The organism is Stenotrophomonas sp. 109824_Sma (assembly GCF_056480025.1).
The window spans coordinates 3893797-3908075 of sequence record NZ_CM151078.1; the positions used below are offsets into that span (position 1 = coordinate 3893797).

The 14279-nt window shown below is 66.7% G+C and carries 14 protein-coding genes; 3 read left to right on the forward strand and 11 right to left on the reverse strand.

The genetic code is table 11. The features are described 5' to 3' along the window. Positions 1-4: 4 nt before the first annotated feature. From exbB to ACZK1G_RS18305, 3 genes are read right to left on the reverse strand one after another with little or no spacing between them, the layout of a single operon-like run. Positions 5-733, reverse strand: coding sequence for a tonB-system energizer ExbB (gene exbB, locus ACZK1G_RS18295; RefSeq protein WP_101766447.1), 729 nt, complete (start codon positions 731-733; stop codon positions 5-7). Beyond that, entirely contained in the window at positions 720-1187 is a 468-nt protein-coding gene (locus tag ACZK1G_RS18300; protein ID WP_101766031.1) for a YbaN family protein, read from the reverse strand. Before ACZK1G_RS18300 ends, exbB begins: the two co-directional genes overlap by 14 nt. 31 nt (positions 1188-1218) lie before the next feature. Next, positions 1219-1806, reverse strand: coding sequence for a biliverdin-producing heme oxygenase (locus ACZK1G_RS18305; protein ID WP_101766032.1), 588 nt, complete (start codon positions 1804-1806; stop codon positions 1219-1221). 106 nt (positions 1807-1912) lie between these two features. Between ACZK1G_RS18305 and ACZK1G_RS18310 the strand changes: the two genes are divergently transcribed. Then, positions 1913-2170, forward strand: a complete 258-nt coding sequence (locus ACZK1G_RS18310; RefSeq protein WP_006390068.1) for a DUF2789 domain-containing protein — start codon at positions 1913-1915, stop codon at positions 2168-2170. 97 nt (positions 2171-2267) lie between these two features. Here the strand turns inward: ACZK1G_RS18310 and ACZK1G_RS18315 are convergent, their stop codons facing one another. The 5 genes from ACZK1G_RS18315 to ACZK1G_RS18335 form a co-directional block, all read right to left on the reverse strand. After that, positions 2268-5186, reverse strand: a complete 2919-nt coding sequence (locus ACZK1G_RS18315; RefSeq protein WP_101766033.1) for a TonB-dependent receptor — start codon at positions 5184-5186, stop codon at positions 2268-2270. Positions 5187-5408: 222 nt separating this feature from the next. After that, the gene (locus ACZK1G_RS18320; RefSeq protein WP_101766034.1) at positions 5409-6344 is read right to left on the reverse strand and encodes a FecR family protein; all 936 of its coding nucleotides are present in this window, start codon (positions 6342-6344) and stop codon (positions 5409-5411) included. Positions 6345-6448: 104 nt separating this feature from the next. Next, positions 6449-6949: an RNA polymerase sigma factor gene (locus tag ACZK1G_RS18325; RefSeq protein WP_101766035.1), complete on the reverse strand. Its 501-nt coding sequence runs from the start codon at positions 6947-6949 to the stop codon at positions 6449-6451. Positions 6950-7032: 83 nt separating this feature from the next. Next, entirely contained in the window at positions 7033-7509 is a 477-nt protein-coding gene (locus ACZK1G_RS18330) for a hypothetical protein (protein ID WP_101766036.1), read from the reverse strand. Then, the gene (locus ACZK1G_RS18335) at positions 7509-8000 is read right to left on the reverse strand and encodes a hypothetical protein (protein WP_049446604.1); all 492 of its coding nucleotides are present in this window, start codon (positions 7998-8000) and stop codon (positions 7509-7511) included. Before ACZK1G_RS18335 ends, ACZK1G_RS18330 begins: the two co-directional genes overlap by 1 nt. A gap of 185 nt (positions 8001-8185) precedes the next feature. Here ACZK1G_RS18335 and ppa point away from each other — a divergent pair, with 185 nt between their 5' ends. Both ppa and ACZK1G_RS18345 read left to right on the forward strand, forming a co-directional pair. After that, positions 8186-8722 (forward strand): inorganic diphosphatase, encoded by a 537-nt coding sequence (ppa, locus tag ACZK1G_RS18340; protein WP_005410935.1) that lies wholly within the window; start codon positions 8186-8188, stop codon positions 8720-8722. Between the two features lie 152 nt (positions 8723-8874). Then, on the forward strand, positions 8875-9996 hold the full coding sequence (locus tag ACZK1G_RS18345; protein ID WP_014038392.1) for an HDOD domain-containing protein: 1122 nt from the start codon (positions 8875-8877) through the stop codon (positions 9994-9996). A 59-nt stretch (positions 9997-10055) separates the two neighbouring features. Here the strand turns inward: ACZK1G_RS18345 and ACZK1G_RS18350 are convergent, their stop codons facing one another. From ACZK1G_RS18350 to ACZK1G_RS18360, 3 genes are all read right to left on the reverse strand, one after another. Continuing rightward, positions 10056-10265 (reverse strand): hypothetical protein, encoded by a 210-nt coding sequence (locus ACZK1G_RS18350; protein WP_049446606.1) that lies wholly within the window; start codon positions 10263-10265, stop codon positions 10056-10058. A gap of 169 nt (positions 10266-10434) precedes the next feature. Further along, entirely contained in the window at positions 10435-13281 is a 2847-nt protein-coding gene (locus ACZK1G_RS18355; RefSeq protein WP_049446608.1) for a TonB-dependent receptor, read from the reverse strand. Positions 13282-13330: 49 nt separating this feature from the next. Next, positions 13331-14230: a helix-turn-helix transcriptional regulator gene (locus ACZK1G_RS18360; RefSeq protein WP_101766037.1), complete on the reverse strand. Its 900-nt coding sequence runs from the start codon at positions 14228-14230 to the stop codon at positions 13331-13333. Positions 14231-14279 lie beyond the last annotated feature (49 nt).

The window sequence follows — 14279 nt, forward strand, 5'->3', positions numbered from 1 at the left end:
TGCCTCAGTGCACCGCACGCAGCGGTGCCGCTGCGGTACGCGGCACGGCACGATCGAGATCACGCGAGACCAGCTGCTGCACGGCCGCCGACAGATCGCCGAGCAGCCCACGCAGGCCAGCCAGCACGCGGCTGAAATGGTTGTAGACCAGCACTGCGGGAATCGCCGCGACCAGGCCCAGCGCGGTCGCCAGCAGGGCCTCGGCGATGCCGGGCGCGACCACCGCCAGGTTGGTGGTGTTGCTGTGGGCGATGCCGATGAAACTGTTCATGATGCCCCACACCGTGCCGAACAGGCCGACGAACGGCGCCACCGCGCCGATGCTGGCCAGCACGCCGATGCCGCGCCGTTGCACGCGCGCGGTTTCCAGTTCGATGCGGTCCAGGCGCGAGGCAACGCGTTCCTTGATGCCGTCGCGACCATCCAGCTCCTGCGACAGGCGCAGCTCGGTTCGCGTCGCGTCCAGCATGGCGAGTGCGGTGCCCTGCTGCAGGCTGGCCTCCGCGCTCCCGCCGGGCAGGCTTGGCGCCTGCAGCAACAGCGCGCGCGCTGCACGCAGCTGCCGACCCTGCCGGGCCAGCTCCCAGCCCTTGGCCAGCAGCACGGTCCAGGTGGCCAGCGAGGCAAGTGCCAGCGCGATCATCACCGTCTTCACCACCACGTCGGCGGCCAGGTACATGCCCCACGGGGTCAGTGCAGGAGCAGCCACGGGGGCCAGGTCAGCAGGCAGCATCGTCTCGGTTTCCATCAGCATCAGGGGGCGCGGCGCGACGACGGGCCGCGCGCGGATCATTGGCGTCGTCCACTTCCACGACCGGATTGGGCTCCAGCCGCGGTGCGGGCCGACTGAGCACGTAGCCGGCACTGACCGCGAAGAACAGGCCCACGCCCAGCAGCAGGCGCCACGACGGGTGCGCGCCCCAGCAGAACAGCGCGAAGCCCACTGCCATGCCGGCGCTGGCGAACGCCTTGCCCTTGCGCGACACCGCGCCCTGTTCGCGCCACAGCCGCAGCGACGGGCCGTAGCGCGGATGCGCCAGCAGGCGCTGCTCGAACTTCGGCGAACTGCGCGCGAAGCAGCCCACGGCAAGGATCAGGAAAATGGTGGTCGGCATCACCGGCAGCAGCGCGCCGATCACCCCGAGGCCGACCATCAGCCAGCCCAGCGCGAACCAGAGCCAGCGCATCAGCGTTGCGCCTGCGGGCGGGCGCGGTGCATCAAGCGAATTCCACTTCGACGTGGCCGTGCACGCTGCGGAACGCGGCGTCGGCGGCGTCGATCACCTGCTGCTCCTGCTCGGCACTCAGCGGTACCGCGTCCAGCGCGGCGGTGAACTCACGCCAGTGGCGCGCGGCGCCATCGGGGTGCGCGGCCAGGTGGCGGGCGCCGAAATCACGATCCAGGCCGAGCTTGGCAGCCATCTTGTACAGAATGGTGCCGCCCAGGTTGGAGCCTTCAGCCACATACAGCCATCCCAATGCGGCGGGCAGCTCAAGATCGGACGGCAACGGTGCGATGTCGGCCGCCGGCAGGGTCTGCTCCAGGTCCTGCAGGTCGCGCGCGACCTGGGTCAGGCGGCGGCGCTCGCCCAGGTCCGGCAGCAGTGCATCCAGCGCAGGGTTGGCATACAGCGCATCGATGCTGCGATGGAAGCGGTACTGCACGCGCAGGAAACGGGCGAAGTTGCTGCGGTCGGCGAAGATGTCGCCGGCCATGATGCGCTTGTCCAGCGCGCCATGGCTGTCGCGGGTGGCGGCCTTGAGCCGCAGGCTGCGGCTGTCTTCAGGGGCGATGTGTGCGTTCACGGGGGATGCCAAGGGGGTCGTCCTGCTGTAGACGTTCGCCATGGGGCTTTCCCCAAGGCCATGTGCACCGATAATGGCGCATCCCTTCTTCCCGCAGGAACCGACGATGATCACCACCGAACCGCGCATGACCAACCTGTTCCTGCAGCTGGGCCTGGACGCCAGCGCCGAGGGCATCGCCCGCTTCATCCGCGAGCACCAGCTGGCCACCGATGTGGAAGTGGTCGAGGCACCGTACTGGAACGATGCCCAGCGCCAGTTCCTGTCCGAGTCGCTGCAAGCCGATGCGGCATGGACCACGGTGGTGGATGAGCTGAACGAGTCGCTGCACGAAGATGCGGTGAAGGCGGCGACCGGGCTGTAACTGCCTGGAGGAAGGCGCCGGGCATGGCCCGGCGCTACCGTTGTCTCCCGCTGGGGTCAGAGCCCTTTCCCCAAGGAAAGGGATCCGACCCCGACGATCAGTACTTCCAGGTCAACGCCAACCGTGCGGTACGGCCCGGGGCCGGCATCACGCCCAGGGCCAGCGGGTCCAGGTAATAGCGGTCGGTCAGGTTGTCCACGCCCGCTTCCACCGAGAGCTGGTCGTTGAAGCTCCAGCTGGCGAACAGGTCGACCAGGGTGTTCGGCCGGTACAGCTGCTGGATCGCCGACAGGCCCACGTTCCAGTCCTTGTCCAGCTTGCTGATCGGACCGGCGTTGTGGACCACGCGGGTGCCGAAGGTCAGGCGCTCGTCGAACAGGCGCGAGCCCAGGGTCAGGTTGACCATATAGCGCGGCGGATTCTGGGTATTGGTGTACGAACCCTCGAAGCCGCCGTCCACGCAGTTGGGCGTGTTGGCCAGCTCGCCATTCTTGCGCTGCGCCCCATAGGCGCGGCGCTCGGCGGCGATGTCCGGCGCACAGGTCTTGGCCTTGAAGTAATAGTGCGCGGACAGATCGGCAAACACCTTGCCGCTGTCATAGCTGGACTGGAACTCCATGCCCGAGACCTTGAACTGGTCGACGTTGCGGATCAGGCCGGCCGACAGCGTGCGGTAGTCACGGGTGATCAGGTCGTCGATGCGGGTATCGAAATACGCCAGCTTCAGCGCCAGGCGGTCGCCGGCGGTGAACAGGTCATAGCGGATGGTGCTGGCGCCGATTTCCCAGCTGCGCGCGCGCTCCGGCTTCAGCTCGCCCACCGGTTTGGCGGCGGTGAACAGGCCCAGCGTGGTCTCGAACAGGCTCGGCAGCTTGGTGCCTTCGGCGTACTTCACGTAGACCATGGTGTCTTCGTTGAAGCGGTAGGCCACGCTGGCGGTCGGCGAGAACGCGCTGTCGCGACGGCGGATCGGTTGCGACCAGCTCCAGCTGACCGGCACTTCCAGGTCCTGCGGCTTGCCGGCGTCGTAGAAGTTCCAGCCGGCGATGTCGCCCACTGTGCCCTTCTTGTACGGCGAGGCCAGCAGCGAGGCCTGGGTGAAGTTGCCGTTGGCATCCGGATACCAGTTCAGCAGCGCGATGCGCTTGGCGCGCCACGACGGCAGCGCCGGGTTGCCATTGAGCAGTTCGGTGTAGCGGTACTGGCCCTGCACCTCGTAGGCATCGGGCGTGGCCAGGCGGTTGCGGTCATGCACATCCACGCGGTTCCAGCGACCACCGGCCAGCAGCTCCCAGTGCTCGTCGGGCTGCCACTTCAGCGAGGCCACGGCACTGTATTCCTTGCGCTCGGCGTTGCGCAGGAAACGGTTGTTGACCAGGTCGTCGTGCATGACCGGCCCCGAACTGCCCGGCGCGATGTCTTCGTCACTGTAGGACAGGCCGTAGTCGAGCGTGAACGCACCGGCACGGGTATCAAACCTGGACGTGTTGCTGGCATCCAGGCCGAAGCGCTTCTGCCGCAGCGGATTGCGGTAGGCATCCTTGTAGCCGGGGTCACCGCTGAAGCTGGGCGCGTCATACCACTCGGTGCGGCGGTCGAAGTACCACGGCGTGATGCCGGTCAGGCTGTTGTACATCACGCTGTCGGTGTCGGTGTACGCGGCATTGACGCGCAGGTCGATCAGTTCGCTGTCCGGGTTGAAGCGGTAGCGCAGGCTGTAGCTGTCCATGTCGACATGGCCCGGATCCCATTGCGGAATGCGGTCACGATCCACGCGGATGATCTGCGAGGCCATGATCTCGCCAGCGGTACCTTCGTAGCGGCGGTAGCCGGCCTCCAACGTCTGCGCGTCGTCGATGCGCCAGGTGCCCTTGAGCAGCGCCGACTTCGAGCGCGAGGAGGTATTGAACACCTCGGTACGCGGCGGATTCAGCGGTGCCAGCGTGCGTCGGTCCTGCGGGAAGTCGTCGTAGCCATGGCGGCCGGAGAAGTAGTTGCCGTTGTCGCGGTAGGCGTAGGCAGCGACCAGATCGAAGCGGTCCCAGTGACCTGCGGCGGCCACGTTGAAGAACTGGCTGCCGGTGGCACTGCGATCGGTACGTGGCGCGGCACTGTAGGACGGCAGGTTGTTGGCGCTGCCATTGGCCAGGCCACCGCGCACGCGCACGCCGAAGTCGCGGCCCTCGCGCAGCACGTCACCGATCTTCAGCGTTTCCATCTCGACCACGCCGCCGATGCCGCCGGAGGCATTGGCCTGCAGGCTCGGGCCCTTGGTGATGGTCAGGCTGGAGATCAGGTCCGGGTCGAGGTAGGTGCGCTGTGACTGGCCGGCATAGCCACGGTAGGTATCCATGCTGGACTGGCCACCGTCGATGATCACCGGCACGCGGCCCTGGCCCTGGATGCCACGGATGTTGACGTCGAAGCCGTTGCCCACGCGCGGATCACCAGCCGTGACACCGGCCACGCCCTTGACGATGTCGCCGTTGGAGGTACCACGGAAACGCTCCAGGTGCGTGCGGTTGAGCGTGGTGGTGGAGCCCACGCTGCGGTAGCTGTCGAGCAGGCGCGCTTCATCACTGGTCGCACCGCTGTCGACGCGGTCGCCGGCCACGCTCAGCGTGTCGGTGACAATCACGCCGTCCCCGGCCTGCGCCGACGTCGCCGCTTCCAGAGTGACCGCATCGGCACTGACCTGGCGCACCGCCAGGCCACTGCCCTGCAGCAGGTGCTGCAACGCCTCGTTGGCCGACAGGCTGCCGCTGACCGCGCGCGAGGTTACGCCACGCGCCAGCGATGCGGGGTACACCACCTGCACGCCGGACTGGCGCATGTAGCTGCGCAGCGCGTCATCCAGCGGTTGCGCCGGAATATCGAAGCGTTGCACGGCAGCGTGGTCGCCGCTGGCGCTCTGCGCCAGTACGGACGGCGCAGCACTGGCCAGGCCGGCCGCCAGCAACGCGATGCACAGGCGGGACGGGCGCAGCGCGCGGCCCGGACGATGGGAGTCGAACATGGGGAAACCTGTCAGGTAATCGGTGCCGCGAACGCGGCGTCATCCGCAACACGGGCGGACACGGCGACGTACGTGGCGGCGGCGGGTACGTTCGCGGAGTAAGACGGATGAAAGCGTGGCAACCCCAAGGGGATTTGCAGTCGCGGCAGGTACCTACGGTTGCTCGGCTGCTTGCAGTGGTGGGTGCCGACCGTTGGCCGGCACAGGGAGAATGGCGTCGATCTACCGATGGACGATGGCGACGCCGAGCGGCAGCCGGGTCACCTGCAATCCGGCCGTCGCGGCCAGCGCATCCAGCGCCTGTTCCGGGCGGTCGATGCGCAATGCCGCACTGACCGCCGGCAGGTGCGACAGATCACCACGCACGAAGGTCGGGCCAGCCCGATAGCGCCCCACCCACTGCACCGCGTCGGCGACGCGGGCCTGTTCCAGCAGCAGCTCGCCCTGACGCCAGGCGCCGACGCTGTCGGCCGCCACGTCCGCCAATCGCTTCACACCGCTGTGTTCACCGTAGGCCGCACGCTGGCCCTGCTGCAGGTAGGTCCAGCCACCGTCAACCGGGCTGGCCACCCGTACCCTGCCCTGCCCGACCTGGGTTTCCACCTGGTCATGGCCCCGCGCCACGGTGAAGGCGGTCGAGATGTCCTCGACCACGCCATTGCCGGCGCGCACGCTGAAACGTCGCTGCGCATCCGGACTGACCTCGAACCAGGCACGCCCGCGCAGCAGCTCGACCTGGCGGGCGTTCGCATCAAAGCGCACCGCAATCGCACTGTCGGCATCCAGCGCCGCACGGCTGCCATCGGGCAGCAGCACGTTCTGCACCTGATGCGTGCTGCGGTGATCGGACTGCAGGCGCAGCCACGCCTCCGGCCATGCCACCAGCATCGCCAGCATTGCTGCCGCAGCCATGGCCCAACGCAGTCGGCGCGCGCGTCGACGATCCACGCGCGCGGGCTGCGCGCGCGGCCCGACGCTGCGCCACAGCGCGCGCTCGTGTTCGAACGCCCTGCGGTGCCCCGGCTGTTGCAGCCAGTGTTCGAACGCCTGCATGCGCGCGTCGCTGATATCGCCCGAGGCCAGCCACGCGATCCAGCCCCGGGCCTGTTCGGCCAGGGCATCGTCATTGGCGGCGGGCAGCATGTTCGGCGGGCTCATCGGCTGGCGGACAGGCGCATTCAAGCGCGGGCGGGGGAACTAGACCGCATCCACGGTCCAGTGATCAAGACGTTTGCGCGAAGGCCAGCCCCAAGCTGGCGCGATCATCGACCGCTGCGGGCCCAGGCCAGGCGTTGCAGCGCGGTGCGTACGTGATTCTCCACCGTGGTCACCGATACCCCAAGGCGACGCGCGATCTCGGCCTGGGTCAGGCCCTGAAGGCGGTTGAGCCGGAAGATGGTGCGGGTCGGCTCCGGCAGATGGCCAGCCGCGTCGAGTACCCGCTGCAGCTCGTCCTGCGCCATGGCCTGCTCCTCGGTCGAGATCACCTCGTCCGGCCCCCACAGGTAGTGATCGGCCAACAGGCGGTTGCGCCGGGTCGACTCGCGGCCATGGTCGGTGGCCAGGTTGACGGCCAGCCGGTACAGATAGGCGCGCGGATTGTCGATGGCCTGGCTGTCATCGACCCTGCGGGCCTTGAACCACACCGCCTGGATCACGTCCTCGGCGCCGCTGTCGCCCCCCAGGATGCGTTGCACCCGGCGCAGCAGTGCTGGCCGCTCGCGGATCAGCAGTTCGGTGAGGGAGGCAGCATTGGAGGACATGCGCGGAGCCGGGACGACAGACGGGGGCGCCGCGCATGCTACTCCGTTAATGCGAATCAGTCACGTTCGCATCATCCTCAGGATCATAGGCATTCAGTCAATCCGTCATAGACATGGGTCCGGGTGCCCGGCAGCGTCGCATGCAGGGCGTCGTACCCGGTTGCTGCATCCCACACACCCAGCAGCTCGGCCAGACGGGTTCCAGGTGCAAGCGGGAGCACGCAGGCATAGGTCCCATGGTCGACGTCGATCTGCCCGGTCTGTTGCACCTGGGTATAGCTTCCAGCGAAGGTCCAGATGCAGCTACCCACGACGCCGGAGGCTCGATGCACCGAACAGCGCAGGCGCATGGGCCGGAGGTTGTAGTACTGCCCTTCGCAGAAGGTATCGCCGCAGATATCGTCGAAGCCGCGCACCAACAGGCGCTCAGCGGCAAGGAAGCGCTCACGGCCGGCCGCCGGATCGGGATGGTCACGGGCATCGACAAATTGAGGGGTCGCCTGGGCGCCGCTTGCCATCAGCAGCCCGCAGGCCAGCCATCGTGCCGGGAAGATGCGCATCAGCCCACCCTCCCGGTCTTCCGGATGCAGTCAGGCAGCGCGTCGAACAGGCCATGGTCGAGGCCAGGCAGGGCGGCGGTCAGACCATCAGGCGCTTCCAGCGAAGCGTGGAAGGCTTCTACAGCCACGCCCGGCCCCAGCTCCACCGGACAGGCCCAGCGGCCATTGTCGACCTGCACCTCCCCCGTATCGCCCTGCACGGCCAGCTCGCTGGCCACCACCACCCAGGCGCATCGCTGCACCGTTCCGCGATGAGCCAGCACCGCGCAGCGGAACTCCATCACCCGGTAGTTGCTGTACTCACCTTCGCACCAGGTATCGGCACAAAGCCGGTCGAACTCCCTGGCCAAGGCGGCCTTCAGCCCGTAGCCACGCTCCCAATTGGCCTCGGGCCGGGGGTAATCGATCAGGTCCACGTGCAGGCCGCGGGCGAAGACAGGCAGGGACGCCAGCAACAGCACGGCTGCCATGCATCGGGCATACCAGGACATCGGCAGTACTCCTTGGGAATGGGCGTCCAGCCTGCGCCGGCACACCTCGCGGCCCCATCGGCCAAGGCCGGTGCGACCCGTCAGGCCTTGCCGCGCCAGCAGGTCGGTGCCCTCCCCCTGCACAGCGCCCGGCAAAGGCATAAAATGGTGAGCTATCCGTCTACATCCCCCACCTGGAGCACACCATGGGTCTGGAACTCGTCTCGCCCGGCAAGAACCCGCCGGAAGAAATCAACGTCATCATCGAGATCCCGAAGGACTCGGAGCCGGTGAAGTACGAAGTGGACAAGGAAACCGGCGCGATCTTCGTCGACCGCATCCTCTCCACCCCGATGCGCTACCCGTGCAACTACGGCTACGTGCCGAGCACCCTGTGTGGCGACGGCGATCCGGCCGACGTGCTGGTGGTGCTGCCGCTGCCGCTGGTGCCGGGCTCTGTCGTGCGCTGCCGCCCGGTCGGCGTGCTGAAGATGAGCGATGAGGCGGGCAGCGACGAGAAGATCCTGGCCGTGCCGGTCTCGAAGATCTTCAGCGGCTATGCCCACGTCGAAGACATCGCCCAGGTCTCGAGCCACTGGCTGGAGCGCATCGGCCACTTCTTCGAGCACTACAAGGACCTGGAGAAGGGCAAGTGGGTCAAGCTGGACGGTTGGGGCGGCGCCGCTGAGGCCAAGCAGATCCTGATCGAGGCGCATCAGCGCCATCTCGACAGCAAGGCCTGAGCCTGAACCGGATCGCTCCGGCGGTACCCTGCCGGAGCGATGCGGGTCACGTTTCATGACGACGGCACATCACTCTTGCTGCCGTATTAGGTAAATTGCGTCACTTCACACGTCATCGACATCCATCGTCGAGACAGCCAGGGGAATGTGTCGTGCGTATTCTGCTTGTTGGGGATGCAGCCAGCCTGCCGGCCGAGCTGACCGAATTCATTGCCGATCTTGGGGAAGACTGGCAGCCGTTGACCGCCACCGATGGCCAGGCCGCGATGACCGCGGTGGCCACGCAGGGCGTGGATGCGGTGATCGTCTGCCCGCAATTGCCAGATCTCAATGCCACCACGCTGCTGGGGCAGATCCGGACGTTGCGCCCGGAGACCATCCGCATCGCGCTGGTCGATGCACAGCATGGCAACCGCCCGCCGCCGGCGCGCCTGATCGGTGTCGCCCACCGCTTCCTGCCGCTGCCGCTGGCACCGGAAGTGCTGCTGGAGGCGCTGACCAGCCTGGAAGAACTGCGCGAAGTGCTGGACAGCCCGCGCCTGCGCGATGCCATCGGCCGTATCGAGAAACTGCCCTCGCCGCCGCACCTGTACCTGAGCCTGACCCAGGCCCTGGAACATGATGACGACGCCGACAGTGCCGATGTAGCCAAGCTGGTCGCCGCCGATCCGGCGATCGCTGCCAAGGTGCTGCAACTGTCGAACTCGGCCTTCTTCAGCCAGGGCCGCACCATTGCCGACCTGCGCACCGCAGTGACCCGGCTGGGCCTGGCCACGCTGCGTGACCTGGTGCTGGCCAGCGAAGTGTTCTCCGCACCGACGCTGTCGGCCGCCGAGCGCAACTCGCTGCAACAGCGCGCACTGCTCGCCTCGCGGCTGGCCGCACGCCTGCTGCCCGAATCCAGTGCCGAACTGGGAGCGACCGCTGCGCTGCTGGCCGACATCGGCCTGCTGCTGCCAGGTGTGCGCAACGAGCGCAGCGAGCCTTCGCTGGCCGGTGACACCCGCCCCGGCCATGCCGAGGCCGGCGCCTACCTGCTGGGCCTGTGGGGCCTGCCGATGCCGATCATCGAAGCGGTGGCATTCCACCTGCAGCCACAGCGCGCCAACACCCGCAGCTTCTGGGTGACAGGCGCGGTGCACGTGGCCCTGGCGCTGGTCAATGGCGATCCGGTGGACGAGGACTACCTGCAGCGCGCAGGCGTGCTGAACAAACTGCCGCAATGGCGCGAGCACGCCAATGCACTGATGGGTCTGGTGCCCAGCGACGCCTGAGCGCGTTGCATGATTTCCGGATGACAGGGGGCGCACCCGCAAGGTGCGCCCTTTCTACGTCAGCGGGTACCGCAGGCGTCCTGCACGCAACGACGGTACTGCGACTCGCAGATGACCGCTGACTTGCCACTGGCCAGGCACTGCTGGCGGAACTCTTCGCAATAGAGCCCGCCACCGCAGACCCCGAGACCCTGCGCGAACACCGCGCCCACCAGCGTTGCATAGATCAATGCAGCGGCAGATGCCTGGCGCAACAACGTGTTCCTCATATCCCTCTCCACATGCAAGCGTCCGGTAGTGGACCTCCTGACTGTGTTGATTACGACACGACGGGACCGTGACTGCGCTCACCTTCCAACAGTTTCCGGAATTCCCCTACAAAAAAAAGGGCGGACCTTGCGGTCCGCCCTCCTTCTGTTGCTACCGCACTTCGATGGATCAGAAGCGCTGGGTGTACTTCATGTACAGGAAGCGACCCACGTCGAAGCCGCCGTAGTAGGCGAACGCCGAGTTCGGAGCCGAGTACTGCAGCGGACCCTTGTGGTCGAACACGTTGTTCGCGCCCAGGGCGATCGTCGCATCCCACGGTGCCTTCCAGCTGACCTGCAGGTCGTGGAAGGTGTTGGAACCGGTGTGACGCAGCGGATCGGTCTCACCGTTGGCCATGTGGTTCGGAGCATCGCACCAGCCGTCAGCCAGCGAGATGCAGCTTTCCTTCATGCCCGAGTAGTAGCGCGCGGTGTAGTTCACACCGAAATCGCCGTACTGCCAGTTGACGCCCAGGTTCGAACGCACGCGGAACAGGCCCGGCTCGCCAACGCGGCCGATCATGATGTTGTCGCCTGCGCTGTTCTGGCCCTGCTCGTCGTACTTGGCGGTGTAGCTGGTCTGCCAGTCGATGCTGAACTGACCGATGGCCAGTTCCGGCAGGCGGTACTTGACGCCCAGGTCGTAACCTTCGGTCTTCATCTTGCCGAGGTTGGCGGTGCCGTAGGTGATCGCACTGACGTGGCCGTCAGCCGCACGGGTCACGCTCGAGCAACGCTCGGAGTTGCCCAGCACGTAGCAGTCACGCAGGATGCGGTCGACGCTGTCAGCGATGATCATGTCGCTGATTTCGTACTTGTACCAATCCAGCGACAGGTCCAGGCCCTGCACCCAACGCGGGCTCCACACCAGGCCGAAGGTGGTGCTCTTGGAGGTTTCCGGCTTCAGGTTCGGGTTGGCACCCGAGACGAACTGGTCACCCGACTGGCACGGCAGGGTCGAGCACGGCAGGTTGCCCTGGCCCAGCTGCACGTAGTTGGCCGGAGCGCCAGCGGCGGTGCACGCGGCATTGCCGGCAACGCTGCCCGGAGCCTTCACGCCGCACGGATCGATGTACGACTCGAAGCTCGAGCTCAGGCCACCGTACAGGTCGCTGATGGTCGGAGCACGGAAGCCCTGGGCGTAGGTGCCGCGGACCAGCAGTTCATCCAGCGGACGCCAGGTCAGGCCGAACTTGCTGTTGGTGGTGCCACCGAAGTTGCTGTAGTCCGAGTAACGGCTGGCAACGTTCAGGGTCAGTTCCTTGGCGAAGGCCATGTCGGCCAGCAGCGGCACGTTCAGTTCGAGGTAGACCTCGTTCAGATCGTACTGGCCGCGGGTCGGCTTCTGGCCCAGGCCGGTGGACTGGCCCGACTGCGCGAAGGCGTCCGGCACGTAGTTGCCTTCTTCCTTGCGGTGCTCGACACCCAGGGCGAAGCCCAGGTCGCCGGCCGGCAGGGTCACGATGGAACCCGACAGGTTGGCGGTGAAGCTGGTGGTCTTGGTCACGCCACGGGTGGTGAAGGTCGGGAACAGGAAGTCCTGCAGCTCCTGGTTCGCCAGCGAACCCTGGCCATCAACGCCGTACGGCAGCAGCGGGTTCCACGGGCGGCAGTCGCCCAGGATCGGCTTGGCCGAGGTGCCGCAGCGGGCAACGCCGCCGGCATCGATGAACGACGGGCCCAGGGCCTGGCCTGCAGCGATCAGGCTCATGTCACCACGGTTGGTCTTGATCGACTCGTTGCGGTTCCACAGCGCGCCGACATCCCAGTCGAAGGTCTTGCCGCCCAGCTCGAAGAAGCCGGTCAGGGTCGGAGCGAAGCGCAGGGTCTTCAGCTGGCTGTCAGTGGTACGCGGCACTTCCCACAGGCGACGGCGGAAGCTGACGTCCTGGCCGACCGGGTTGAAGGCGCTCGAGCCCTCCAGCGGGGTGCCGAAGGAGTTCGACTGGAACGGGTAGCCGGCGATCTGCTGGAACGTCTGGCGCTCGTTGTAGAGCACGTCGGTGTTCAGGCTGATCGAGTCGGTGAAGTCGTAGGTGCCGTTGATGTAGACCGACTTGCGCTTCACACCGGTGAGCAGGGTCATCTGCTCGTTGGAGTTGGCGAATTCGTCCGCCGTAATGACGTGGTAGTCATTCGGGTTCTTCGGGTTGCCGCCGGCGTTCAGGGTCTTCCAGACTGCCTTCTTGGAGTCGCTGCAATCGACCTGGGTCGGGTTGCACCAGCTGCCGTTCTGGCTGATCGGGCTCCAGGTGGCCGAGGTCGAGTTCGGACCCAGCGAGCCATCACGGCTGTACCAGCGGTCCTTGGCCCACACCGGATCCTGCTTCGAGTACTCGGCCGACAGGGTCAGGCTGCCGCGCTCGCCGCGGGCACCGAGGGTCATCGAATAGGTTTCGGTGTCGCCGTCGCCCTTGCCGTACTGGCCGACGTAGACATTGGCTTCGCCGCCGTCGAAGTTCTTGCGGGTGATCACGTTGACCACGCCGGCGATGGCGTCGGAACCGTAGATCGAGGACGCGCCGTCCTTCAGGATTTCGATGCGCTCAACGGCCGACATCGGGATCTGGCTGAGATCCTGGTAACCGGCGGTAGTTGCGCCCAGGCGCTTGCCGTTCATCAGCACCAGGGTGCGCTGGGCGCCCAGGTTACGGATGTCGACGTAGTAGCCGCCCACGTTCTCGCCCGAAGCCAGCGATTCCGAGCGCGAAATGGCCGGGGAGCCGGCCGAGGTCAGGTTGTTCAGCACGTCGGCGACGCTCGAGAAGCCCTGCTTTTCCAGGGATTCGCGGGTCATCGTCAGGATCGGCTGCTGGGTCTCCACCGAGGCGCCGCGGATGCGCGAGCCGGTGACCGAAATGCGGTCCAGGTCGGTGGTGCCCTTTGCTTCCTGAGCCGAAGCAAAGGCCGGCGCCAGCGCCAGCGCAATGCCGGCCGGCAGCAAGCCGAACCGCACTGCGGGATTACGAACGTTCATCTATCTCTCCAAGGTACGTGTTAGCAGCGTGTTAAAACACCCCAGCACGTTACGATTGCGTTGCAGTGCTGTATTTGCGCGAACCAACCGGAGACTTTGCGGATTGTGGCGGGAGCAAGCCACCGTTCTCCCTGAAGCGCGATGCGGACTGGCCGTAGCGGGCGCGGAACGCACGCGCGAAGCTGCAGCAGTTGTCGAAGCCACTGGCGGCGGCGACCTCGCCCACCATCATGTCGGTGTCGCGCAGCAGGTCAGCAGCGCGTTCGAGGCGCAGTCGTGCCGAAAGCGACTGCGGGCTTTCCTCGTACAGGCTCTGGAAGGTCTTGGAGAGGTACCAGCTGGAGAAGTTGGTCAGCTCGGCCAGTTCGCCGATGCGCACCACCCGGTGGCTGTTGCCTTCCAGATAGAGGCGCGCGCGCTGCATGCGGCCGAACACCTGGCGCTTGCGGCTGCGCGAGCGGCCCGGGCAGCGCTGTACGTTGTCGGCCAGGCCACGCTGCAGGCCAGCCAGGTGCAGCAACAGCGGACGCAGGGCCTGGGCCGGCTGGCCGCTGGCCAGCGCATCGCGCCACAGGCGCAGCGCCACGCGGGCGTCACTGCGGTTCATGCGGCCACGACCGGCATACAGGCCGCAGTCGGCCATCTCGGTCAGCACACGAAGCGCTTCGACGTTCAGGTTCAGGCCGACGCACAACCCGTTGCGACCAGCCTGCACCAACGGCCGCGATTCCTTCTCGAAGGCGATCCACTCGCCCTGGCGCAGGCGGAAGCGCCCTTCCTTGGCCTCCACCCACGAACTGCCACGCACCTGCATCCAGACGGTGAAGCTGGAGCCGGCGGTCTGCAGGCTGCCCAGCCGGGCCACGCCCAGGCAGGTCGGCGCGACATCGTCGAGCGACCGGTCCAGGGAGACGGTTTGGCCGCGATCGGCCAGCGAGAGTTGACGCATGGGGGCACCACGGATTTGCCTAGTACAGGACTCCGTTTTGCCTAATCAG

What these genes read in the sequence shown, in the direction of transcription:
- ACZK1G_RS18335 (WP_049446604.1), bottom strand. Translation starts at nt 8,000, where the DNA reads ATGTCCTGGTATGCCCGATGCATGGCAGCCGTGCTGTTGCTGGCGTCC.
- ACZK1G_RS18325 (WP_101766035.1), bottom strand. Translation starts at nt 6,949, where the DNA reads ATGTCCTCCAATGCTGCCTCCCTCACCGAACTGCTGATCCGCGAGCGG.
- ACZK1G_RS18300 (WP_101766031.1), bottom strand. Translation starts at nt 1,187, where the DNA reads ATGCGCTGGCTCTGGTTCGCGCTGGGCTGGCTGATGGTCGGCCTCGGG.
- exbB (WP_101766447.1), bottom strand. Translation starts at nt 733, where the DNA reads ATGCTGCCTGCTGACCTGGCCCCCGTGGCTGCTCCTGCACTGACCCCG.
- ACZK1G_RS18315 (WP_101766033.1), bottom strand. Translation starts at nt 5,186, where the DNA reads ATGTTCGACTCCCATCGTCCGGGCCGCGCGCTGCGCCCGTCCCGCCTG.
- ACZK1G_RS18355 (WP_049446608.1), bottom strand. Translation starts at nt 13,281, where the DNA reads ATGAACGTTCGTAATCCCGCAGTGCGGTTCGGCTTGCTGCCGGCCGGC.
- ACZK1G_RS18310 (WP_006390068.1), top strand. Translation starts at nt 1,913, where the DNA reads ATGATCACCACCGAACCGCGCATGACCAACCTGTTCCTGCAGCTGGGC.
- ppa (WP_005410935.1), top strand. Translation starts at nt 8,186, where the DNA reads ATGGGTCTGGAACTCGTCTCGCCCGGCAAGAACCCGCCGGAAGAAATC.
- ACZK1G_RS18350 (WP_049446606.1), bottom strand. Translation starts at nt 10,265, where the DNA reads ATGAGGAACACGTTGTTGCGCCAGGCATCTGCCGCTGCATTGATCTAT.
- ACZK1G_RS18360 (WP_101766037.1), bottom strand. Translation starts at nt 14,230, where the DNA reads ATGCGTCAACTCTCGCTGGCCGATCGCGGCCAAACCGTCTCCCTGGAC.
- ACZK1G_RS18320 (WP_101766034.1), bottom strand. Translation starts at nt 6,344, where the DNA reads ATGAGCCCGCCGAACATGCTGCCCGCCGCCAATGACGATGCCCTGGCC.
- ACZK1G_RS18330 (WP_101766036.1), bottom strand. Translation starts at nt 7,509, where the DNA reads ATGCGCATCTTCCCGGCACGATGGCTGGCCTGCGGGCTGCTGATGGCA.